Origin of the sequence: Citrobacter sp. Cpo071, assembly GCF_030332765.1 — a bacterium.
In the GTDB taxonomy this organism is placed as follows: domain Bacteria; phylum Pseudomonadota; class Gammaproteobacteria; order Enterobacterales; family Enterobacteriaceae; genus Citrobacter; species Citrobacter portucalensis.
This window is the reverse complement of record NZ_JAOWHE010000085.1, coordinates 334,659-355,932: the sequence shown is the minus strand read 5'-3', so window position 1 is coordinate 355,932 and position 21,274 is coordinate 334,659. Positions and strand designations below refer to the sequence as shown.

General features: G+C 51.5%; 23 protein-coding genes and 1 other annotated feature. Of the genes, 8 read left to right on the top strand and 15 right to left on the bottom strand.

The features are described from left to right. Nucleotides 1–5 precede the first annotated feature (5 nt). The 12 genes from OGY09_RS18865 to thrS form a co-directional block, all read right to left on the bottom strand. Nucleotides 6–470: an NlpC/P60 family protein gene (locus tag OGY09_RS18865; RefSeq protein ID WP_003832591.1), complete on the bottom strand. Its 465-nt coding sequence runs from the start codon at nucleotides 468–470 to the stop codon at nucleotides 6–8. A 77-nt stretch (nucleotides 471–547) separates the two neighbouring features. Further along, nucleotides 548–1,297: a vitamin B12 ABC transporter ATP-binding protein BtuD gene (gene btuD / locus OGY09_RS18860; RefSeq protein ID WP_032943164.1), complete on the bottom strand. Its 750-nt coding sequence runs from the start codon at nucleotides 1,295–1,297 to the stop codon at nucleotides 548–550. Beyond that, nucleotides 1,297–1,848: a glutathione peroxidase gene (locus tag OGY09_RS18855; RefSeq protein ID WP_032943163.1), complete on the bottom strand. Its 552-nt coding sequence runs from the start codon at nucleotides 1,846–1,848 to the stop codon at nucleotides 1,297–1,299. The genes btuD and OGY09_RS18855 overlap by 1 nt, the downstream gene beginning before the upstream one ends. Nucleotides 1,849–1,908: 60 nt before the next feature. Continuing rightward, nucleotides 1,909–2,889: a vitamin B12 ABC transporter permease BtuC gene (btuC, locus tag OGY09_RS18850; RefSeq protein WP_003832584.1), complete on the bottom strand. Its 981-nt coding sequence runs from the start codon at nucleotides 2,887–2,889 to the stop codon at nucleotides 1,909–1,911. 121 nt (nucleotides 2,890–3,010) lie between these two features. Then, entirely contained in the window at nucleotides 3,011–3,310 is a 300-nt protein-coding gene (gene ihfA, locus OGY09_RS18845; RefSeq protein ID WP_003030571.1) for an integration host factor subunit alpha, read from the bottom strand. A gap of 4 nt (nucleotides 3,311–3,314) precedes the next feature. After that, entirely contained in the window at nucleotides 3,315–5,702 is a 2,388-nt protein-coding gene (gene pheT / locus OGY09_RS18840; RefSeq protein WP_032943162.1) for a phenylalanine--tRNA ligase subunit beta, read from the bottom strand. Between the two features lie 15 nt (nucleotides 5,703–5,717). Further along, nucleotides 5,718–6,701: a phenylalanine--tRNA ligase subunit alpha gene (gene pheS / locus OGY09_RS18835; RefSeq protein WP_003832580.1), complete on the bottom strand. Its 984-nt coding sequence runs from the start codon at nucleotides 6,699–6,701 to the stop codon at nucleotides 5,718–5,720. A gap of 124 nt (nucleotides 6,702–6,825) precedes the next feature. Continuing rightward, nucleotides 6,826–6,950, bottom strand: a sequence feature (Phe leader region). Continuing rightward, entirely contained in the window at nucleotides 6,901–6,945 is a 45-nt protein-coding gene (gene pheM / locus OGY09_RS18830) for a pheST operon leader peptide PheM (protein WP_001386830.1), read from the bottom strand. It overlaps the preceding feature by 45 nt. A gap of 120 nt (nucleotides 6,951–7,070) precedes the next feature. Beyond that, on the bottom strand, nucleotides 7,071–7,427 hold the full coding sequence (gene rplT, locus OGY09_RS18825) for a 50S ribosomal protein L20 (RefSeq protein ID WP_003030578.1): 357 nt from the start codon (nucleotides 7,425–7,427) through the stop codon (nucleotides 7,071–7,073). 55 nt (nucleotides 7,428–7,482) lie between these two features. Further along, on the bottom strand, nucleotides 7,483–7,680 hold the full coding sequence (rpmI, locus tag OGY09_RS18820; RefSeq protein WP_003030583.1) for a 50S ribosomal protein L35: 198 nt from the start codon (nucleotides 7,678–7,680) through the stop codon (nucleotides 7,483–7,485). Nucleotides 7,681–7,776: 96 nt separating this feature from the next. Further along, complete coding sequence (infC, locus tag OGY09_RS18815) at nucleotides 7,777–8,319, bottom strand: translation initiation factor IF-3 (protein ID WP_048997935.1); 543 nt, start codon at nucleotides 8,317–8,319, stop codon at nucleotides 7,777–7,779. A gap of 3 nt (nucleotides 8,320–8,322) precedes the next feature. Then, nucleotides 8,323–10,251: a threonine--tRNA ligase gene (thrS, locus tag OGY09_RS18810; protein ID WP_286590788.1), complete on the bottom strand. Its 1,929-nt coding sequence runs from the start codon at nucleotides 10,249–10,251 to the stop codon at nucleotides 8,323–8,325. Nucleotides 10,252–10,555: 304 nt separating this feature from the next. On the opposite strand from thrS, the gene yniD reads away from it, so the two are divergent. Then, nucleotides 10,556–10,663 (top strand): small membrane protein YniD, encoded by a 108-nt coding sequence (gene yniD / locus OGY09_RS18805; protein WP_003030590.1) that lies wholly within the window; start codon nucleotides 10,556–10,558, stop codon nucleotides 10,661–10,663. 157 nt (nucleotides 10,664–10,820) lie between these two features. Here yniD and OGY09_RS18800 read toward each other — a convergent pair whose 3' ends face one another. Continuing rightward, entirely contained in the window at nucleotides 10,821–11,579 is a 759-nt protein-coding gene (locus tag OGY09_RS18800) for a DUF481 domain-containing protein (protein ID WP_003832568.1), read from the bottom strand. Nucleotides 11,580–11,866: 287 nt separating this feature from the next. On the opposite strand from OGY09_RS18800, the gene pfkB reads away from it, so the two are divergent. Both pfkB and OGY09_RS18790 read left to right on the top strand, forming a co-directional pair. Next, a complete protein-coding gene (pfkB, locus tag OGY09_RS18795) occupies nucleotides 11,867–12,796 on the top strand; it encodes a 6-phosphofructokinase II (RefSeq protein WP_032943161.1) in 930 nt (309 codons plus the stop codon). Between the two features lie 270 nt (nucleotides 12,797–13,066). Continuing rightward, nucleotides 13,067–13,927, top strand: a complete 861-nt coding sequence (locus OGY09_RS18790; RefSeq protein ID WP_003030598.1) for a fructosamine kinase family protein — start codon at nucleotides 13,067–13,069, stop codon at nucleotides 13,925–13,927. Between the two features lie 64 nt (nucleotides 13,928–13,991). Here OGY09_RS18790 and OGY09_RS18785 read toward each other — a convergent pair whose 3' ends face one another. Next, complete coding sequence (locus tag OGY09_RS18785) at nucleotides 13,992–14,528, bottom strand: YniB family protein (RefSeq protein WP_008784573.1); 537 nt, start codon at nucleotides 14,526–14,528, stop codon at nucleotides 13,992–13,994. Between the two features lie 166 nt (nucleotides 14,529–14,694). On the opposite strand from OGY09_RS18785, the gene hxpB reads away from it, so the two are divergent. The 4 genes from hxpB (at nucleotide 14,695) to tcyP (ending at nucleotide 18,488) form a co-directional block, all read left to right on the top strand. Then, nucleotides 14,695–15,363, top strand: coding sequence for a hexitol phosphatase HxpB (hxpB, locus tag OGY09_RS18780; RefSeq protein ID WP_032943160.1), 669 nt, complete (start codon nucleotides 14,695–14,697; stop codon nucleotides 15,361–15,363). A 153-nt stretch (nucleotides 15,364–15,516) separates the two neighbouring features. Continuing rightward, nucleotides 15,517–16,278 (top strand): 2-dehydro-3-deoxy-D-gluconate 5-dehydrogenase KduD, encoded by a 762-nt coding sequence (gene kduD / locus OGY09_RS18775; protein WP_032943158.1) that lies wholly within the window; start codon nucleotides 15,517–15,519, stop codon nucleotides 16,276–16,278. 83 nt (nucleotides 16,279–16,361) lie between these two features. Next, nucleotides 16,362–16,961, top strand: coding sequence for a metal-dependent hydrolase (locus OGY09_RS18770; protein WP_008784570.1), 600 nt, complete (start codon nucleotides 16,362–16,364; stop codon nucleotides 16,959–16,961). Nucleotides 16,962–17,096: 135 nt separating this feature from the next. Continuing rightward, complete coding sequence (tcyP, locus tag OGY09_RS18765; protein WP_006684833.1) at nucleotides 17,097–18,488, top strand: cystine/sulfocysteine:cation symporter; 1,392 nt, start codon at nucleotides 17,097–17,099, stop codon at nucleotides 18,486–18,488. Between the two features lie 63 nt (nucleotides 18,489–18,551). On the opposite strand, the gene cedA is transcribed toward tcyP, so the two are convergent. Continuing rightward, complete coding sequence (cedA, locus tag OGY09_RS18760) at nucleotides 18,552–18,815, bottom strand: cell division activator CedA (protein WP_071992542.1); 264 nt, start codon at nucleotides 18,813–18,815, stop codon at nucleotides 18,552–18,554. Between the two features lie 192 nt (nucleotides 18,816–19,007). On the opposite strand from cedA, the gene katE reads away from it, so the two are divergent. Then, entirely contained in the window at nucleotides 19,008–21,266 is a 2,259-nt protein-coding gene (gene katE, locus OGY09_RS18755) for a catalase HPII (protein ID WP_032943155.1), read from the top strand. Nucleotides 21,267–21,274: the final 8 nt, after the last annotated feature.

The window sequence follows — 21,274 nt, the reverse complement described above, 5'->3', positions numbered from 1 at the left end:
GGGGATTAAATACGTCGTGCCTGCCAAAAGTTTTTACGCCAGTAAACGTTATCCAGAGACGAGCGCATCACGCCACGACTGGTTGAAGCATGAATAAATTGATTATTGGTATCGTAAATACCAACATGCAGACCGCTTTCCCCAGACCCGGTTTTAAAGAAAACCAGATCGCCGGGCAGCAAATCGTCTTTATCAATTTCGGTACCAATCTTTGATTGCGTACGCGTATCGCGCGGGAGTTGCAGGTCGAATTTATCGCGCATCGTCATCAAAACAAATCCAGAACAATCCACCCCACTACGGCTCATGCCGCCATAACGATAGGGTGTGCCATGCCAGGTTTGTAGCTGATCATTAAGACCGGCGATAACGGCAATAGAATCCGACAAGCGGGCATTTGGCGCAGGTGCACGATGGCTGCTGCAACCCGCCAAAAACAATGCTGTGATGAAAAGGAGCCAAAAGCGCATTCAGTACGAATCCTCTGAATTTTATTTTTATGCCAATTTAGCGTGGAAATTATATGATTTTCAAGAACCCATTTCACTTAAGTGGTTGATATGAGCATTCTGTGCCCTTCAATATCCAAACGTCGGAAGTTGACGCCATAGGCCGCAGACAGATTGGCCGGCGTCAGTACCGCATCTCGTGAACCACTGGCAAGCAGTTTCCCGCGTTTGAGTAGCCAGGCTTTATGCGCATGGCGTAAGGTGTGATTAAGGTCGTGGCTACTCATCACAATCGCTATGCCCTGCAAACACAGCTGACTCAACAAGCGGTCCAGTGCGTTTTGTTGCGCGACATCCAGACTGTTCATCGGCTCATCCAGCAGTAAAAGCTGACCTAATGGATTCGCTTGTGGGCAAATCTGCAGGATAACCGCAGCCAGGCGCACACGCTGCCACTCACCGCCGGAAAGTTGGTTCACGCCGCGCCCCAGTTTATCTCCCAGGCCGAGCGCATCGGCGATCTCCTGTAACAGATCGGTGCGTGCTTTGTCGGGTTGATGCAGCGTCAGAAAATGCCAGACCGGCATGGCAAACGGCGGATTTTGCTGTTGCGCAAGATAGGCTCGATATTGCGCCAGCCTGGCGGCCGGCCATTCCTCCAACGGCATATCACCAAAAGTGATACTGCCCTCTCCGTTTGTCAGACCCGCCATACGCGCCAACAGCGTACTTTTTCCGGCACCGTTTGGTCCCACTAAATGCAAGATCTCTCCTGCTTTTATCTCACCAGAAAGCGGACCGAGACGGGTCGATTCCGCGACGCCCTGTAGCTGCATCAATCGAGACATTAGTTTGCCAGCGCCTGCTTGATGGTTTGCACCAGGATGGGATCCTCAGGCGTCATATCCGGTGAGAATCGTTGCAGCACTTTTCCATCGCGACCCACTAAAAACTTCTCGAAATTCCACAGGATATCGTCCGGGTAGAGCGGCGCACGACCTTTGCTCGCCATTCGCTCGTAGAACCCACTGTCCGCAGGCGCAACGGCCCTTGGTGCGGCATCAATCAGCTTCTGATACAGCGGATGGCGTCCCTCGCCGTTGACGTCAATTTTGCTGAACATCGGGAAAGTTACGCCCCATGTGGTGCTGCAGTACGTTTTTATTTCCTCTTCGCTGCCCGGCTCCTGGCCCAGAAACTGATTGCAAGGGAAACCAAGAACGCTGAAGCCCTGTTGGTGCCAGGCTTTCTGCAGATTTTCCAGTTGCTCGTACTGCGGCGTCAGTCCACATTTTGAAGCAACGTTGACGATTAACAGCACATTCCCGGAATACGGCTGCAGTGAGGTAACCTCGCCGTCGATGGTCGTCACTTCTGTATCGAGGATAGTGTTTTGCATAGCATCTCCAGAACAACAGGTGGATTTTCAGTTTTTAATCATAGACCGAACCAACGCGTTCTAGCGCGCGGCTTTTAACAATAGCCAGATAAATACCGGTGCACCCATGGTGGCCGTTACCACGCCGATAGGTAACTCAGCCGAGGCCAGCACCAAACGCGCGACAACATCAGCAAACAATAATGCTATTGCGCCAGCCAACGCACAACCTGGCAGTAAAACACGGTGATCGGTGAGGCCGCACAGTCGCAAAATATGCGGGATCACAAGCCCAATAAAACCAATCGCCCCTGCCAGAGCCACGCTCACGCCAACCATCCAGCCTGTGGCAACCACCAGCAGGTTGCGCCAGAACCATAATGGCAGTCCTAGCTGACGCGCAGAAGTCTCTCCTAACGCCAGCATATTCATCGGCTGCGACTGACAGCAGATCCACACCAGCACCGGAATCAATGCCACCATGAGCCAGGCCTGATGCCAGTCTACGCCACCGAAGCCCCCCATCATCCAGTACATCAGCTGACGTAAATCAAACGAGGTAGAGAAGTAGATAGCCCATGTCATCAGCGCGCTGCAGATAATCCCCAGCGCCACTCCCGCCAGCAGCAGGCGGCTGGTAGACAGATGTCGACGGGCGAAACGTAGCAGAATAAGCGTGATAATCAGCGCCCCGGCAATGGCGCAAAGGCCCAACGCCCAGCCGGGGAGTTGCCCCTGCCCCAGCAGCACCGCCGCGATAAGCCCGACTCCCGCGCCGTTAGATACGCCCAGTAATCCAGGCTCTGCGAGCGGGTTTTCAAACAGAGCTTGCATCACTGCGCCAGATAAGGCCAATGCAGCGCCTACCAGCAAAACGGCAAGGGTACGGGGAAGTCGAATTTGCCAGACGAACAGATCGCCGCGGGCGCTGAACCAGTCGCCGGGAGCGATCCATTGTTCTCCTGCGCACAAGCTTAGAATCGTTGCCAGTAGCATCAGTACTGACAGTGACAGTATCCAGCGCACATTTCGGCGCTGTTGTTGATGGGCGAAAGTCAGCATGTTTTCCATTCTGCTGAAAAGAGATGGAGGTGATTCTACGGTGCTGATTCGGTAGTGAAAAGGAAAAAGGCCGCATAGCGGCCTTTTTAGTTATACGCGTCATACTCTGCGTATCGTTAAATCACTCTTCTTTGGGCGTTGCGTTTTCAACCCGGCTTTTTAACTTCTGTCCGGGTCTGAAGGTCACCACGCGCCGTGCTGTAATGGGAATATCTTCGCCCGTTTTCGGGTTACGGCCCGGACGTTGATTCTTATCACGCAGATCGAAGTTACCAAAACCAGAGAGTTTTACCTGCTCACCATTTTCCAGAGCACGACGGATCTCTTCGAAAAACAGCTCGACCAGTTCTTTGGCATCCCGCTTGCTAAGCCCAAGCTTATCAAACAGATATTCTGACATTTCAGCTTTTGTAAGCGCCATAGGTTCAATCCCTCAATGATGCCTGGAATCGCTCTTTTAATGCCTCTACACATTTGGCGACGGTAGCGGCAATCTCCTCTTCTTCAAGTGTACGGCTGGTATCCTGAAGGATCAGGCTGATAGCGAGGCTCTTATAGCCCTCCGCAACACCCTTACCGCGGTACACGTCAAATAAGTTTACGCCAACTACCTGATTTACGCCAACTTTCTTACACTCGGATAAAATATCCGCAGCGGGAACGTTTTCTGCGACAACGACTGCGATATCGCGACGGTTCGCTGGGAAGCGAGAAACTTCACGCGCCTGAGGCACCACGCGGTCTGCGAGCTTATTCCACTCCAGTTCAAACACCAGAGTGCGACCGTTCAGATCCAGTTTACGTTCCAGTTCAGGATGAACAACCCCAATGAAACCAATACGTTCACCTTTCAGATAAATCGCCGCAGACTGACCCGGATGCAGTGCTGGATTCGCTTCAGCTTTGAACTGAATGTCTGCCAGTTTGCCTGTCAGGTCGAGAACCGCTTCCAGATCGCCTTTCAGATCATAGAAATCAACGGTCTCTTTTGCCAGATTCCAGTGTTCATCATGACGGTTACCGCAGATCACGCCAGCCAGCATCAGATCCTGACGGATCCCGAGGTTGGCCTGCGTATCTGGCACGAAACGTAAACCCGTTTCGAAAATACGTACGCGGTTCTGCTGACGATTCTGGTTATACACTACCGTAGACAGCAAGCCGGTCCACAGGGACAAACGCATTGCCGACATATCAATAGAGATTGGGCTTGGCAGCAGCAACGCTTCTTCACCCGGGTGCAGCAGTGACTGGACTTTCGGGTCGACGAAGCTATAGGTAATGACTTCCTGGTAGCCTTTGTCATTCAGCATGGTTTTTACACGTTTCAGCGACAAATCCGCTTCACGATGCGTACCCATGATAAGACCCGCCTGAATCGGCGTGTTCGGGATATTGTCATAACCGTATACGCGGGCGACTTCTTCGACCAGGTCTTCTTCGATTTCCATATCGAAACGCCAGCTCGGCGCGACCGCTTTCCACTCATCCTGCCCTTCCGTCACGTCACAACCCAGACGACGCAGAATGTCGCTCACCTGCTCATCGGCAATATGGTGTCCGATCAGACGATCCAGTTTGCTACGACGAAGCGTAATGGTTGCGCGTTTTGGCAGCGTGGCTTCGTTCGTCACATCAATGACTGGGCCCGCTTCACCGCCGCAGATATCAATCAGCAGGCGCGTTGCACGTTCCATGGCCTTATGTTGCAGCGCAGGATCGACACCACGTTCATAGCGGTGAGATGCATCGGTGTGCAGACCGTGACGGCGCGCGCGACCGGTAATAGACAGCGGGCTGAAGAATGCACATTCCAGCAGGACGTTTTGTGTTTCATCGTTCACGCCGGAATGTTCGCCACCAAAGATGCCGCCCATCGCCAGCGCTTTGTTGTGGTCCGCAATCACCAGCGTATCTGCATTCAGCTTCGCTTCGCTGCCGTCCAGCAATACCAGGGTCTCACCCTCTTTTGCCATACGGACAACAATTCCGCCTTCAATGCGGTCTTTGTCGAATGCGTGCATCGGCTGGCCCAGTTCGAGCAGCACATAGTTAGTCACGTCAACCACGGCATCGATAGAACGAATACCGCAACGACGCAGTTTTTCTTTCATCCACAGCGGGGTCGGCGCTTTAACATTGATGCCTTTCACCACGCGGCCCAGATAGCGTGGGCAGGCTTCCACGGCTTCGACCTGAATCGGCAGGACGTCGCTAATGGTCGCGGCTACTGGCGCGATTTCCGGCTCAACCAGCGGGGCTTTGTTCAGTACAGCAACATCACGCGCCACACCGATGATGCCTAAGCAGTCGGCGCGGTTCGGCGTGACGCTGATTTCGATGGTGTTGTCGTCAAGCTTCAGGTATTCACGGATATCGGTGCCAATTGGCGCATCGGCAGGCAGTTCGATAATCCCGTTATGATCGTCGGAAATACCCAGCTCGGAGAACGAGCACAGCATGCCTTCAGATGGTTCACCGCGCAGTTTCGCGGCTTTAATTTTGAAATCGCCCGGCAGAACGGCACCAACGGTTGCCACAGCCACTTTCAACCCCTGACGGCAGTTTGGCGCGCCGCAGACGATATCCAGCAGGCGGTCGCCGCCTACATTCACTTTGGTGACGCGCAGTTTGTCAGCGTTAGGGTGTTGGCCGCATTCAACCACTTCACCTACCACAACGCCATTGAACGCGCCGGAAACAGGTTCCACACCGTCAACTTCAAGACCCGCCATCGTGATTTGGTTTGACAGCGCATCGCTATCAATCGCCGGATTTACCCATTCGCGTAACCACAGTTCACTGAATTTCATTGTTTTATCCTGCCTTTATTTAAACTGTTTGAGGAAACGCAGATCGTTTTCGAAGAAAGAACGCAGATCGGTAACGCCGTAACGCAACATAGTAAGACGCTCCATACCCATACCGAATGCAAAGCCGGAATAGATTTCCGGATCGATGCCAACATTACGCAACACGTTCGGGTGAACCATCCCGCAGCCCAGCACTTCCAGCCATTTGCCGTTTTTGCCCATCACGTCAACTTCCGCAGATGGTTCAGTGAACGGGAAGTAGGAAGGACGAAAACGAACCTGCAGGTCTTCTTCAAAGAAGTTGCGCAGGAAATCGTGCAGCGTGCCTTTCAGGTTGGTGAAGTTGATGTTGGTATCAACAATCAGCCCTTCCATCTGGTGGAACATTGGGGTGTGAGTCTGATCGTAATCGTTACGATATACGCGGCCCGGGGCGATAATACGGATCGGCGGCTGTTTTTCTTTCATGGTGCGGATCTGCACGCCGGAAGTCTGTGTGCGCAGCAGACGCGTCGCGTCAAACCAGAAAGTGTCGTGGTCAGCGCGCGCCGGGTGATGGCCAGGAATGTTGAGCGCATCGAAGTTATGATAGTCATCTTCGATTTCCGGACCGGTCGCCACGGTAAAGCCCAGCTCACCGAAGAAACTTTCAATCCTGTCGATTGTACGCGTTACCGGGTGCAGACCGCCGTTTTCGATACGACGCCCAGGAAGGGAAATATCGATCGTTTCTTCAGCCAGACGAGCATTCAGCGCAGCACTTTCTAATTCGGCCTTACGCGCGTTCAGCGCTTGCTGTACCTGCTCTTTGGCTTCGTTAATCACCGCACCTGCTGCCGGGCGCTCTTCTGGCGGCAGTTCGCGCAGGGTTGTCATCTGAAGGGTCAGGTGCCCTTTCTTGCCCAAATATTCGACGCGGACATTGTCTAACGCGGCAACATCTGAAGCCTGGTTAATGGCGGCCGTTGCACTAGCAACCAGCTCTGCGAGATGTGACATGGTTTTCCTCGTTATGTTGCGATATTCACTAGTCGCTCGTATATACGCAAAATCATTCAAGTTGTATCAACGCGGCCAAAGAGCGAATGCAGCCAATACAGAGACAACTTGAAGGATGACGCGTATAAAAAAAGCCTCCACCAGGGAGGCTTTTAGGCGCTGTTTTCCGTTTCTTCTTTCACGCGCAAGCCTCCTGAGTTCAGGTGCTAAAGTAAAAGAAGAAGCGGAAAATAGCAGCATTCATGCTTGCGTTACCTTGTGTGGTAAAAACCGGACAACCTTTATTGAAAAGGCTTACGGATAAATTGTCAACTAATTGATTGCACTACAAATAAAAGAGAGGGAGCCAGGCTCCCTCTTTTCACCGGCTTATGCCAGAGCTGCTTTCGCTTTTTCGACCAGAGCGGTGAACGCTACTTTGTCGAATACTGCGATGTCAGCCAGGATCTTACGGTCGATTTCAACAGAGGCTTTTTTCAGGCCGTTGATGAATTTGCTGTAAGAAATACCGTTCTGACGTGCTGCTGCGTTGATACGCGCAATCCACAGTTGACGGAACTGACGCTTTTTCTGACGACGGTCACGATAAGCGTACTGACCAGCTTTGATAACAGCCTGGAAGGCAACGCGGTATACGCGAGAACGCGCACCGTAGTAGCCTTTAGCTTGTTTCAAAATTTTCTTGTGACGTGCACGGGCAACTACACCACGTTTTACGCGAGCCATATGTGCTCTCCTGTATCTATATTCTTAGTAAAAAAATGAATTAAACGTTAACGGCTTATGCGTACGGCAGGCACGCGATAACCAGACCCAGATCGCCTTTAGACACGAGGCCTTTTGGACGCAGGTGACGTTTACGCTTAGTAGATTTTTTGGTCAGAATATGACGCAGGTTTGCGTGCTTACGCTTAAATCCACCACCACCGGTTTTTTTGAAACGCTTAGCAGCACCGCGTACGGTCTTAATTTTTGGCATTTTAATAACTTCCACTTCGCATTGTTAATAAACGAAACGTAGGCGAACAACGGCTGTGGAACCCGTAGGCTCCACAGACATTGCTACTTGAAGGCCTTACTGTTTCTTCTTAGGAGCGAGCACCATGATCATCTGGCGGCCTTCGATCTTCGTAGGGAAGGATTCGACTACTGCCAGTTCACTCAGATCGTCACGGACGCGGTTGAGCACTTCCATACCGATCTGTTGGTGGGCCATCTCACGACCGCGAAAACGCAGCGTGATCTTAGCCTTATCGCCATCTTCCAGAAAGCGTACCAGGCTGCGGAGTTTTACCTGGTAATCGCCATCGTCGGTGCCAGGACGGAATTTAATTTCCTTAACCTGGATAACTTTTTGCTTTTTCTTCTGTTCCTTAGAAGACTTACTCTTTTCATAAAGGAACTTGCCGTAGTCCATAATACGACAAACTGGCGGTTCGGCGTTAGGGCTGATTTCAACTAAATCTACTCCAGCTTCTTCAGCTTTTTCGATCGCTTCTCTCAGACTCACAATACCCAAAGCTTCGCCTTCCAGACCTGTTAAGCGAACTTCCAGGGCGCGAATCTCGCCATTGATACGATTCGGACGTGCCGTTTGAACTCGTTTTCCGCCTTTAATACCTTATTCCTCCAGTTGTTGAAGACTGCGGCTGCGAATCTCTTGTTGCAGCTTCTCAATCACTTCATTTACGTCCAGGCAGCCCAAGTCTTTGCCACGACGGGTGCGCACGGCAACTTTGCCTGCTTCTACCTCTTTGTCGCCACAGACCAACATGTAAGGGACACGACGTAAAGTGTGCTCGCGGATTTTAAAGCCAATCTTCTCATTTCTCAAGTCTGCTTTTACACGAATACCCGCATTTTGTAGTTTCTGCGTTAATTCGTTAACGTATTCAGACTGAGAATCGGTGATGTTCATGACCACAACCTGAACTGGTGCGAGCCAGGTCGGGAAGAAGCCAGCGAACTCTTCGGTCAGGATACCGATGAAACGTTCCATCGACCCAAGAATTGCACGGTGAATCATAACCGGAACCTGACGCTCGTTGTTTTCGCCAACGTAAGAGGCGCTTAAACGGGACGGCAGGGAGAAGTCCAGCTGTACAGTACCGCACTGCCATGCACGATCGAGGCAGTCATACAGGGTAAATTCAATTTTCGGACCGTAGAACGCGCCCTCACCCAGTTGGAACTCAAACGGGATGTTGTTTTCTTCCAGCGCAACGGCCAGGTCAGCTTCAGCACGGTCCCACATTTCATCGCTACCGATACGTTTTTCGGGGCGAGTGGACAGTTTGACGACGATTTTCTCGAAGCCAAAGGTGCTGTACATATCGTAGACCATACGAATGCACGCGTTAACTTCATCACGAATCTGCTCTTCAGTACAGAAGATATGTGCATCATCTTGAGTGAAGCCACGAACACGCATCAGGCCATGCAGCGCACCTGACGGTTCATTACGGTGGCAGCTACCAAACTCAGCCATACGCAGCGGCAGATCGCGATAGGATTTCAGACCCTGATTAAAGATCTGCACGTGGCCTGGGCAGTTCATTGGCTTAATGCAGTATTCACGGTTCTCAGAAGAGGTGGTGAACATCGCATCTTTGTAGTTATCCCAGTGACCTGTTTTTTCCCAAAGCACGCGGTCCATCATGAACGGGCCTTTCACTTCCTGATACTGGTATTCTTTCAGTTTTGAACGAACGAATACTTCCAGTTCACGGAAGATAGTCCAGCCATCGTTGTGCCAGAACACCATACCCGGTGCTTCTTCCTGCATATGATACAGGTCAAGCTGTTTACCGATTTTACGGTGATCGCGTTTGGCCGCTTCTTCCAGACGTTGCAGGTAGGCATTCAGGGCTTTTTTATCTGCCCATGCAGTACCATAAATACGCTGCAGCATCTTGTTATTGCTGTCGCCACGCCAGTATGCCCCTGCGGTCTTCATCAGTTTGAAGTGATGGCAGAAACGCATGTTCGGCACGTGCGGGCCACGGCACATATCGACATATTCTTCATGATGGTACAAGCCAGGCTTGTCATCATGGGCAATGTTTTCATCAAGAATGGAGACTTTATAGGTCTCGCCACGCTTCACGAAGGTTTCACGCGCTTCGTACCAGCTGACTTTCTTCTTAATGACATCGTAGTTTTTCTCAGCGAGCTCGTGCATCCGCTTCTCGAGCGCGTCGACGTCTTCCTGGGTTAACGTACGGTCAAGATCGATATCGTAGTAAAAACCGTTATCAACAACCGGTCCGATCGCCATTTTGGTGTGCGGCCAGAGTTGTTTGATCGCGTGCCCTAACAGGTGCGCACAGGAGTGACGAATGATCTCCAGACCTTCTTCATCCTTCGCGGTGATGATGGAGAGCTTCGCATCATGCTCAATCAGATCGGAAGCATCTACCAGCTCACCGTCAACACGGCCAGCAATAGTGGCTTTCGCCAGACCTGGACCGATGTCCAGCGCAACATCCATGGGGCTTACAGCGTGGTCGTAATGGCGTTGGCTGCCATCAGGAAGAGTAATAACAGGCATGTTATATCCTTATTTGCAGTGGTGCCCCACACGTAAGAGCACATACAAAGATTCAATATTTAAAATTATCAAAAAGGTCTGGGCTGATTCCCGCTTCACTCTGCGAAATATGTCACTGGTCGCCTTAGAGACCACACTGGACCTACACCCGCTTTTTGATAACACCGTTTGACAGTGTACACGGCATTACGGGTCGATCAAAGCAACAATCAACGCGCGCTCTATGATGTAAATCAATTCACTGGCACCCAACCGTCTTTGTTACACTTGCACAAAGTCATCTAACCTGAGCAGGAAAAAAACAATGCCCACAAATCGCTTTGCGAAGAAACACTGGAAGATGGTTGTGATTCTGCTCGTTATTTGTGCGGCCATGTTGATGCTGCGCTGGGCTGCGATGATCTGGGGCTAAATGACGCTCACCCACTGTTCCGCTTTCGTTTATTTATCGATTAATCGAATTTGTCTGAAAATAGCGCGTTATGACCAGATAAAAAAATAAAACGCAAATTAAATAAACTTAACTTTAACTTAGAAAAGCCAGGTCATTTATTTGACCCGGCTTGTCATTACATCCGATAGCCGAGGGAAACTGTCGTACGGCGATCGGTATGCTCCGGCGCTGTTGCCGGCGGTTCAGAGTTCCAGGTCACGTTGTAAGCCACCTTTAACCCAAAGTGCTCGTTGATGGCAACGTTCAGGGCAGTTTCAGAGTTGAGCGTGGTATCGTCAGCGCCGAATACCGACACACCCTGAGTAAACTTGGTATTGTCCGTCATCTGCCATGCATAAGCCCCGGACGCATAGCCCAACGGCTGCGTTTCGGTGGTGCCATCCGTGTGCTCGTCATAGCGCACGCCAGGACCGAATTCGAAACGGAAGCTGTGCACAGGTCCGTTGAGGAACTGACGACCGTAACCTGCGGTCAGTACGTCACGCTCGCGATAACCGTTGTAACGGTCGGTCAACCAGCTTGCCTGCCCAAAGAGATAGTCATAGTCGGTCATGTTATAACGACTACGGCCACCTACGGCATATTTCTCCGATGAACGCTCATCATTTGAGGAGGTATTGCTGGCATTTCCCCACAGAGACCATGCGGTCGTTTGGCCGTACCAGGTCATGGTGGTATCTGCGGTTAAAGAAGAACTTTTTGTGTTGCCTGACTGGGCGAGATATCCCGCGTTCAGGTTACCTTCAAAGGGTTTTTTCGCGCTGGAAGGGTCATCCATGACAGTAAAAACGGAATCATCGGCTACAGCATGCATTGACGCAAGCAGGCCTCCCGTCAGCAGTAATGCTGCGGGCACTGTCTTCAAAAGCTTCATTTATTAAGAGTCCGTACAACAAAAAAAGAGACCATTACGGTCTCGGAAACTTTCATATGGATCAATGACAAAAGACCCTTGAAAGGTAACAAATTATAAAAAGACTCGAATAACATAGCAATAAATTCTTATTTCATTTTTTGAATAAGAGCGTTCCTAAACCTTTATTTTATTTATATATCTTTATGGCGATAATTTTAAATAAAGATATGAAAAATCATGTTGTTAATTACTTCACTTTCGAGAGGTTAAGTGCCAGACTGAGTTCAGCCTAACAGGAGTTAAAGATGGTACGTATCTATACGTTAACACTTGCGCCCTCTCTCGATAGCGCAACAATCACCCCGCAAATTTACCCGGAAGGTAAGCTTCGTTGTACCTCGCCGGTTTTTGAACCCGGCGGCGGCGGTATCAACGTCGCTCGCGCAATTGCCCATCTTGGCGGAACCGCAACGGCGATTTTCCCCGCGGGGGGAGCAACCGGAGAGCATCTTGTTGCATTGCTCGCCGACGAAAATGTTCCCGTATTTACCGTCGAAGCCAAAGACTGGACCCGACAAAATCTTCATGTCCACGTGGAGTCCAGCGGCGAACAGTATCGTTTTGTCATGCCGGGCGCTGCGCTGACCGATGACGAGTTCTACCAACTTCAGGATCAGGTGCTGGAAATTGAGTCTGGTGCGCTGCTGGTCATCAGCGGCAGTTTGCCGCCCGGCGTACAGCTTGAGAAGTTGACCCGACTCATTACCACCGCACAAAAACAGGGGATCCGCTGTATTGTCGACAGTTCAGGCGAAGCACTGACGGCGGCGTTAGCCATCGGCAATATCGAACTGGTCAAACCCAACCTCAAAGAACTGAGTGCGCTGGTAAACCGCGAACTCACTCAACCCGATGATGTGCGCAAGGCCGCGCAGGAAATCGTGCAAAGCGGAAAAGCGCACCGCGTTGTGGTATCGCTTGGGCCGCAAGGGGCGCTGGGTGTAGATCGCGATACCTGCGTTCAGGTGGTTCCGCCACCGGTGAAAAGTCAAAGTACCGTAGGTGCAGGCGACAGTATGGTCGGGGCCATGACGCTTAAACTGGCAGAGAACGCGCCTTTTGAGGATATTGTCCGTTACGGTGTCGCCGCGGGCAGCGCAGCAACGCTGAATCAGGGTACTCGCCTGTGCTCTTTGGACGACACGCAAAAAATATATTCGTATCTCGCTCAGTAACGACACCGTCCCTCTTTTGAAGAAAAAGGGGGATTCTCACGTAAAACTGTCAGCATGGGTGTTATGCGACTATGATAAAAAATCACGTGATTACAAAGAAGTGAATCATGTGCAGTCAGACGTCTCCACAGCGGTACGGGGTGAAGAAGAACGACAAACATTAAGTGCCTTTCCAGCGATGACGCGTCCGTGGTGTGCGTCAGTTCGTGTTTTTTAACCGCATTCTTGCGCTAACCTTATGATCTGGCAGACAACATGGGGAGAGACATCATGTGGCAGGCTATCAGTCGTCTTTTAAGCGAGCAATTAGGTGAAGGCGAAATCGAACTGCGTAATGAACTGCCCGGCGGAGAGATCCACGCCGCATGGCATTTACGCTATGCGGGGCGAGATTTTTTCGTCAAATGCGATGAAAGAGAGCTGTTAACCGGCTTTACGGCAGAAGCCGATCAGCTGGAGCTACTTTCCCGCAGTCAAACTGTATCTGTACCGAAAGTCTGGGCAGTAGGCGCAGACAGAGATTACAGCTTTCTGGTGATGGATTTCCTCCCTCCCCGTCCGCTTGATGCGCATAACGCGTTTATCCTCGGCCAACAGCTTGCGCATTTGCACGAATGGAGCGACCAGCCTCAGTTTGGTCTCGACTTCGATAACGCGCTCTCTACCACGCCGCAGCCAAATACCTGGCAACGTCGCTGGTCAACCTTTTTCGCCGAGCAGCGTATAGGCTGGCAGCTGGAACTCGCCGCTGAAAAAGGCATAGCGTTTGGCAATATTGACGCCATCGTCGAACACGTTCAGCAACGTCTCTCTTCTCATCAGCCGCAGCCGTCTCTCCTGCACGGTGATTTGTGGTCCGGGAACTGCGCCCTCGGTCCTAACGGTCCGTATATCTTTGACCCTGCCTGCTACTGGGGGGACAGAGAGTGTGACCTGGCAATGCTGCCGTTACATACCGATCAGCCGCCGCAAATTTATGACGGTTACCAGTCTGTCTCGCCACTGCCGCTGGACTTTCTCGACAGGCAGCCAATCTACCAGCTCTATACGCTGCTGAATCGGGCAATTCTGTTCGGGGGACAGCATTTGGTTGTGGCGCAGAAAGCGCTGGATAGATTACTGGCGGCCTAACGACGTACCGTGTTGCTTATCAGGCCTGCCGTTTCGCAACGTGGCAGGCCCGATAGAGTGGCACTTACAAAAAGCCCAGCAATGAGAAGAAAAAGTAGCCGATCACGATAACGATCACCGGCAGAATATAAAGCGGGAAAATTTGTAAGAAGATCGTATGGTGCGGTACCACAATTCGCGACTCAAGTTGCTCGCGGGATAATCCTTCACTGCCCTTTGCCTGTTCCAGAATTAGCTGATCCTCAACGCCTTCGCGTAAGAAACGCGCCTGGCGGCTCATTCTGGCGCCTGAGTCCTGCAACGCCAGGCCGATAAAAATCAGGATGAATATCAGCCAAAAAACGAGATTCAGTCCACTTTGAAAATCGGGCGTTGGCGAGTTATACCAGAACACGTTAAGAAAAGGTGTGTTCACCCGCATCATGTCGATCATCACATGGGCAAAATCGAGCATGACCGCGTTAATCCCTTCCTGCTTTTCGCTGTGCGCGTACATAAACTTCAGTACTGAAACCAGCGTTGAAATCAGCGCGGGAATGAAAACCACCCATCCCACCAGCCTTTTCAAGATGGCAATGCGTCCAGCTTGTTGATACGTCATGAGTTCCCCTTGATTAAGACGTGTCATTTTGGCCTAAGTTTACCCGTTGATTACCGTTTTCGCCTGATCTTTAAAGGCGGTATACTTCTGAATTAGCCATAATGAACGCTCAGAGTCCGTCCAGGCTGGCTCTAATCCCTTTTATCACCGTAAAGGAGAGGTTGTAATGTCAACCCCGCGTCAAATTCTTGCTGCAATTTTCGATATGGATGGGTTACTGGTCGATTCTGAACCGCTTTGGGATCAGGCTGAACTGGATGTGATAGCAAGTTTAGGCGTTGATATCTCCCGCCGCCATGAACTTCCCGATACCCTTGGCTTACGCATCGACATGGTGGTTGATTTGTGGTTTGCGCAGCAACCCTGGAACGGCCCCTCACGTCAGGAAGTCACCGAGCGCATCATTACCCGGGCCATTGCGTTGGTTGAAGAGACAAAACCGCTGCTGCCAGGCGTTCGTGAAGCTGTGGCACTGTGCAAATCTCAGGGAATCAAAGTAGGACTGGCATCCGCCTCGCCGCTACATATGCTGGAAAAAGTGCTGACCATGTTTGATCTGCGCGATGACTTCGACGCGCTGGCTTCTGCAGAAAAACTGCCTTACAGCAAACCGCACCCACAAGTTTACCTCGATTGTGCGGCGAAACTGGGCATTGCCCCGTTAAACTGCGTAGCACTGGAAGACTCAGTGAACGGCATGATTGCCTCGAAAGCTGCCCGTATGCGTTCCATCGTCGTACCAGCGCATGAGAATCAGGACGATCCTCGCTTCGTTCTTGCCGACGTCAAACTAACCTCGCTCACCGAACTCACAGCCGCTCATCTGCGCGGCTAATCCTGTAACGGGCAATGATCGTATTGCCCGCTTTTTCATTTTTCATCTTTGAATTTTTAAAACACCGTTTCATTTTAAATTGTATTTCTGTTTAACCTCTCCTATCCTTGCCCTATAGCGCAAGCGTTAATGACATAAATAGTTGAGGTAAACATGATTCAGGAAGCTTTTCGTCTCGAGGGTAAAGTCGCCATCGTCACTGGATGTGACACCGGCCTCGGGCAGGGTATGGCAGTGGCGCTGGCTGAAGCGGGCTGCGATGTAGTCGGCGTGAATCGTAAAATACCGCATGAAACCGCAGAGAAAATTAACGCCCTCGGTCGACGCTTTATGGCCATTCAGGCCGACCTCAGTCAACAAGATGCTCTCACCAGCATCGTGACACAAACGGTGTCGTCGTTTGGCCGGGTCGATATTCTGGTCAACAATGCAGGAACTATACGCCGTCAGGATGCGCTGGACTTCAGTGAAAAAGATTGGGATGACGTGATGAATCTGAATCTCAAATCCGTTTTCTTTCTGTCGCAGGCCGTGGCGCGCCAGTTTGTGGCGCAGGGCAATGGTGGAAAAATCATTAACATTGCCTCGATGCTCTCTTTTCAGGGGGGTATCCGTGTACCTTCCTATACCGCATCAAAAAGCGGCGTTCTGGGCATCACTCGCCTGCTCGCCAATGAATGGGCGGCCAAAGGAATTAATGTCAACGCCATCGCGCCCGGCTATATGGCGACCAACAACACTCAGCAACTGCGCGCAGACAGCGAGCGCAATCAGGAGATTATCGATCGTATTCCCGCAGGGCGCTGGGGAACGCCGGATGATCTAAAAGGCCCGGTTGTTTTCCTTGCAAGTCCCGCCTCTGACTATATTCATGGTTATACGCTGGCGGTGGATGGCGGTTGGCTGGCGCGGTAAAGGCGCACTTGTGACATAGGGTTACAACGTCACCTCTTCCGCCTACTGTATAAAACCCCTATACTGTATGAATCGACAGTTTATTGGGTTTTATCATGACGGCGGAAGGCCACCTTCTTTTTTCTATTGCCTGTGCGGTATTTGCCAAGAATGCCGAGCTAACGCCCGTTCTTGCGCAGGGTGACTGGTGGCATATTGTTCCTTCAGCCATTTTAACGTGCCTGCTGCCGGATATTGATCATCCCAAGTCTCTGCTGGGGCAGCGTCTGAAGTGGATATCAAAACCCATTGCCCGGGCATTTGGTCATCGCGGGTTTACACATAGCCTGCTGGCGGTTTTTGCCCTGCTGGCCACGTTCTACCTGAAAGTCCCGGATACCTGGATAATACCTGCCGATGCCTTACAAGGTATGGTACTCGGCTATCTTAGTCACATTCTGGCCGACATGCTGACCCCAGCAGGCGTTCCCCTGCTTTGGCCCTGCCGCTGGCGTTTTCGTCTGCCCATCCTCGTGCCGCAAAAAGGCAATCAACTGGAGCGGTTTCTGTGCATGGCACTGTTCGCGTGGGCAATCTGGATGCCGCAAACCGTACAAGAGAACAGCGCGGTACGCTGGTCTTCGCAGATGATTAATACGCTACAAATGCAGTTCAATCGTTTCATAACGCATCAGATTGACTAATAAATCAGCCAAAAAATCATTTTAGGTATAAACAATTCCATTTGAATATAAGAGGCAAGTCACAGTTCTGCTAATCTTGCGCCAACAGAATCACCTTTAAACGGTGATACGCATAATAAGATCAGGAGAACGGGGATGAACTTTCCATTAATCGCGAACATTATCGTGTTCGTAGTGCTGCTGTTCGTGCTGGCGCAAGCCCGTCACAAACAGTGGAGTCTGGCCAAAAAAGTACTGGTCGGTCTGGTCATGGGTGTCGTGTTCGGCCTTGCCCTGCACACCATTTATGGCTCCGACAGCCAGGTTCTTAAGGACTCAGTACAGTGGTTCAACATTGTCGGCAACGGCTATGTCCAACTACTGCAGATGATTGTTATGCCGCTGGTATTTGCGTCTATTCTCAGCGCCGTTGCACGTCTGCATAACGCCTCTCAGTTAGGTAAAATCAGCTTCCTGACCATCGGAACGCTGCTGTTTACCACGCTGATTGCCGCGCTGGTAGGGGTTCTGGTGACCAACCTGTTCGGCCTGACCGCCGAAGGTCTGGTGCAAGGTGGTGCCGAAACCGCGCGTCTGAACGCGATTGAAACCAACTATGTTGGCAAAGTGGCTGACCTCAGCGTTCCGCAACTGGTGCTGTCGTTTATTCCGAAAAACCCGTTTGCCGATCTGACTGGCGCGAACCCGACGTCGATTATCAGCGTGGTTATCTTCGCGGCATTCCTGGGTGTAGCCGCACTGAAACTGCTGAAAGATGATGCACCAAAAGGCGAGCGCGTTCTGGTCGCTATCGATACCCTGCAAAGCTGGGTGATGAAACTGGTTCGTCTGGTGATGCAGTTGACGCCGTACGGTGTTCTGGCGCTGATGACCAAAGTGGTTGCGGGTTCCAACCTGCAGGACATCATCAAGCTGGGTAGCTTCGTCGTGGCCTCTTATCTCGGTCTGGGCATTATGTTCGTGGTACACGGGATCCTGCTGGGTGTGAACGGCGTTAGCCCGTTAAAATACTTCCGCAAGGTATGGCCAGTGCTGACGTTCGCATTCACCAGCCGTTCCAGCGCAGCCTCAATTCCGCTGAACGTTGAAGCGCAGACCCGTCGTCTGGGCGTGCCTGAATCCATCGCCTCATTTGCCGCCTCGTTTGGTGCCACGATTGGTCAGAACGGTTGTGCGGGCCTGTACCCGGCAATGCTGGCAGTAATGGTTGCACCGACCGTCGGTATCAACCCACTGGACCCAATGTGGATTGCCACGCTGGTTGGTATCGTGACCGTGAGCTCCGCAGGGGTTGCGGGTGTGGGTGGCGGTGCAACATTTGCCGCGCTGATCGTCCTGCCCGCTATGGGTCTGCCGGTCACGCTGGTTGCGCTGCTGATCTCCGTTGAGCCGCTGATCGATATGGGTCGTACCGCGCTGAACGTAAGCGGTTCCATGACTGCCGGTACGCTGACCAGCCAATGGCTCAAGCAGACTGATAAAACGATTCTGGACAGCGACGATAACGCCGAACTGGCGCATCGCTAAGTCTGTCAGCTAAAAAACAAAAAACCGCCGGAGTGTCATGCTCCTGCGGTTTTTTTATATCCATTAATCGCTTAGTTCATTTTCCTGGCGAATCTGATTAGCCCAGCGCTGTGCTGATTCCGGGACCGTAAATGCAGGCGAACGTTGAAACGCCTCCCCCATTAAGACAAAAGCGACATATTTTCCGCGTAGTATCCATACGTCACGAAACGCATCCATTTTAATCGCATGCTCTGGTGGCGCGGGCTCCACGCGAGGAACATAGCTGATAACCGGACGATTTTGTTGGCGAAGAGGTTTCATAATCAGTTGCTTCACTAAAGACAAATTCTAAAAATCAGAAAACCGCTATCTTAGCCGATTTTGCCGCCTTGCGTCCTGCCTTGCGTGCGCTGTTTGCCTGGTTCATCGCGCTTTACGTCATCGACCTGTACCTGCGCCACTGAGTGAGTGGTCTATAGTTAAAGCTTTTGACAGCAACAACGACCCTTTCAGCAATGAAACCAGGAGACGAGTTTAATGTCACAGAATGATAAGCATCCACTCCATCACTCAGCGCCGGTTCATGATGCCAGCGAATCCCAGCCAGGACTTGACTCACTGGCACCCACAGACGGTTCACATCGGTCAACACCTGAACCCACGCCGCCAGGTATGCAGCCCACTACGTCCGGCAGTTTAAAAGCGCCGGATATCAAAAGTGACAAACTCAATGCACTGGACAGTTTTCGTAAAGGAAGCGAAGATTTTGCTCTGACAACTAATCAGGGCGTGCGCATCGCGGACGATCAAAACTCTCTGCGCGCGGGTAATCGCGGGCCAACCCTACTGGAAGACTTTATCCTGCGGGAAAAGATTACCCATTTTGATCATGAACGCATCCCGGAGCGGATTGTACATGCCCGAGGTTCTGCCGCTCATGGTTACTTTCAGTCCTATGTCAACCTGAGTGCGACGACGAAAGCGGACTTTCTAAGTGATGAAAATAAAATCACCCCGGTTTTTGTCCGATTCTCTACCGTTCAGGGCGGCGCAGGCTCTGCGGATACGGTCAGAGATATACGGGGATTTGCGACCAAGTTTTACACTGAAGAGGGCATTTTCGACTTGGTGGGAAACAATACTCCCATCTTCTTTATTCAGGATGCCCATAAATTCCCGGATTTCGTCCATGCGGTTAAACCGGAGCCGCATTGGGCTATCCCGCAGGGCCAAAGCGCCCATGACACCTTCTGGGATTATGTCTCATTACAGCCTGAAACGTTGCACAACGTCATATGGGCAATGTCCGATCGGGGTATTCCGCGCAGCTATCGCACGATGGAAGGCTTCGGTATTCACACATTTCGGTTGATTAATGCGCAAGGGAAAGCCACCTTTGTCCGTTTCCACTGGAAACCGCTGGCAGGCAAAGCCTCGCTGGTATGGGATGAAGCGCAAAAACTTACCGGTCGGGATCCCGACTTTCATCGCCGCGATCTGTGGGAAGCTATCGAAGCGGGCGATTATCCGGAATATGAACTGGGACTACAGCTGATTCCCGAAGAAGATGAATTTAAGTTCGATTTTGACCTGCTCGACCCGACCAAGCTGATCCCGGAAGAGCTGGTTCCGGTGCAACGCGTCGGTAAAATGGTGCTGAACCGCAATCCTGATAATTTCTTCGCCGAAAATGAACAAGTCGCTTTTCATCCCGGACATATCGTCCCTGGCATCGATTTTACTAACGATCCCCTGCTGCAGGGTCGCTTGTTCTCCTATACCGATACCCAAATCAGTCGCCTGGGCGGGCCCAATTTCCATGAAATCCCGATTAATCGCCCGACCTGTCCGTACCATAATTTCCAGCGTGACGGCATGCATCGTATGGACATCGATACCAATCCAGCCAACTATGAACCGAATTCCATCAATGATAACTGGCCGCGTGAAACGCCGCCGGGGCCAAAACGCGGTGGATTTGAGTCGTATCAGGAACGGATTGAAGGAAACAAAATCCGCGAACGTAGCCCCTCTTTTGGCGAATACTATGCGCACCCTCGCCTGTTCTGGCTAAGTCAGACGCCAATTGAACAGCAGCATATCATCGGCGGATTCAGTTTCGAACTTAGTAAGGTTACGCGCCCCTATATTCGGGAAAGAGTGGTCGAACAGTTAGCTCATGTTGATACTGCCCTCGCCGAGGCGGTTGCCGATAATCTCGGTTTTGAGCTAACCAAGGAACAGGCCAGCATTGCGCCACCGCCCAACGTCAACGGTTTGAAAAATGCACCGTCACTCAGTTTATATGCAGGTGCGCAAGGTGAGATTAAGGGCCGCGTGGTCGCCATCCTACTTAATGACCAGGTGAAATCGAGCGACCTGCTCGCCATCATGCAAGCCCTACAGGCCAAAGGCGTTCATGCCAAATTGCTCTATTCCCGAATGGGTAAGGTAGTTGCCGATGATGGATCTGCTCTGACGATCGCCGGTACTTTTGCGGGTTCGCCATCCCTGACGGTCGATGCGGTTATCGTTCCATGCGGTAATCTCGCGGACATCGTTAAGAACGGTGATGCCCGATATTATTTACTCGAAGCGTATAAGCACTTAAAACCTATCGCCCTGGCCGGTGATGCTCGTCAGTTTAAAGCAACGTTGAATATCAAAAATGAAGGAGAAGAAGGCGTGGTGGAAGCGGACTATGCAGACGCACAGTTTATGGATACCCTGTTGACGCTGATGACCGCGCACCGCGTCTGGTCACGTGCCGGAAAAATAGAAACGATTCCCGCCTAAAAAAAATG

Coding starts and splice junctions, on each gene's coding strand:
- pheT (WP_032943162.1), bottom strand. CDS start 5,702: ATGAAATTCAGTGAACTGTGGTTACGCGAATGGGTAAATCCGGCGATT.
- OGY09_RS18865 (WP_003832591.1), bottom strand. CDS start 470: ATGCGCTTTTGGCTCCTTTTCATCACAGCATTGTTTTTGGCGGGTTGC.
- OGY09_RS18800 (WP_003832568.1), bottom strand. CDS start 11,579: ATGAAGCTTTTGAAGACAGTGCCCGCAGCATTACTGCTGACGGGAGGC.
- tcyP (WP_006684833.1), top strand. CDS start 17,097: ATGAACTTTCCATTAATCGCGAACATTATCGTGTTCGTAGTGCTGCTG.
- kduD (WP_032943158.1), top strand. CDS start 15,517: ATGATTCAGGAAGCTTTTCGTCTCGAGGGTAAAGTCGCCATCGTCACT.
- OGY09_RS18855 (WP_032943163.1), bottom strand. CDS start 1,848: ATGCAAAACACTATCCTCGATACAGAAGTGACGACCATCGACGGCGAG.
- yniD (WP_003030590.1), top strand. CDS start 10,556: ATGCCCACAAATCGCTTTGCGAAGAAACACTGGAAGATGGTTGTGATT.
- rplT (WP_003030578.1), bottom strand. CDS start 7,427: ATGGCTCGCGTAAAACGTGGTGTAGTTGCCCGTGCACGTCACAAGAAA.
- thrS (WP_286590788.1), bottom strand. CDS start 10,251: ATGCCTGTTATTACTCTTCCTGATGGCAGCCAACGCCATTACGACCAC.
- btuD (WP_032943164.1), bottom strand. CDS start 1,297: ATGTCTCGATTGATGCAGCTACAGGGCGTCGCGGAATCGACCCGTCTC.
- pheS (WP_003832580.1), bottom strand. CDS start 6,701: ATGTCACATCTCGCAGAGCTGGTTGCTAGTGCAACGGCCGCCATTAAC.
- katE (WP_032943155.1), top strand. CDS start 19,008: ATGTCACAGAATGATAAGCATCCACTCCATCACTCAGCGCCGGTTCAT.
- OGY09_RS18785 (WP_008784573.1), bottom strand. CDS start 14,528: ATGACGTATCAACAAGCTGGACGCATTGCCATCTTGAAAAGGCTGGTG.
- pfkB (WP_032943161.1), top strand. CDS start 11,867: ATGGTACGTATCTATACGTTAACACTTGCGCCCTCTCTCGATAGCGCA.
- ihfA (WP_003030571.1), bottom strand. CDS start 3,310: ATGGCGCTTACAAAAGCTGAAATGTCAGAATATCTGTTTGATAAGCTT.
- btuC (WP_003832584.1), bottom strand. CDS start 2,889: ATGCTGACTTTCGCCCATCAACAACAGCGCCGAAATGTGCGCTGGATA.
- OGY09_RS18790 (WP_003030598.1), top strand. CDS start 13,067: ATGTGGCAGGCTATCAGTCGTCTTTTAAGCGAGCAATTAGGTGAAGGC.
- hxpB (WP_032943160.1), top strand. CDS start 14,695: ATGTCAACCCCGCGTCAAATTCTTGCTGCAATTTTCGATATGGATGGG.
- rpmI (WP_003030583.1), bottom strand. CDS start 7,680: ATGCCAAAAATTAAGACCGTACGCGGTGCTGCTAAGCGTTTCAAAAAA.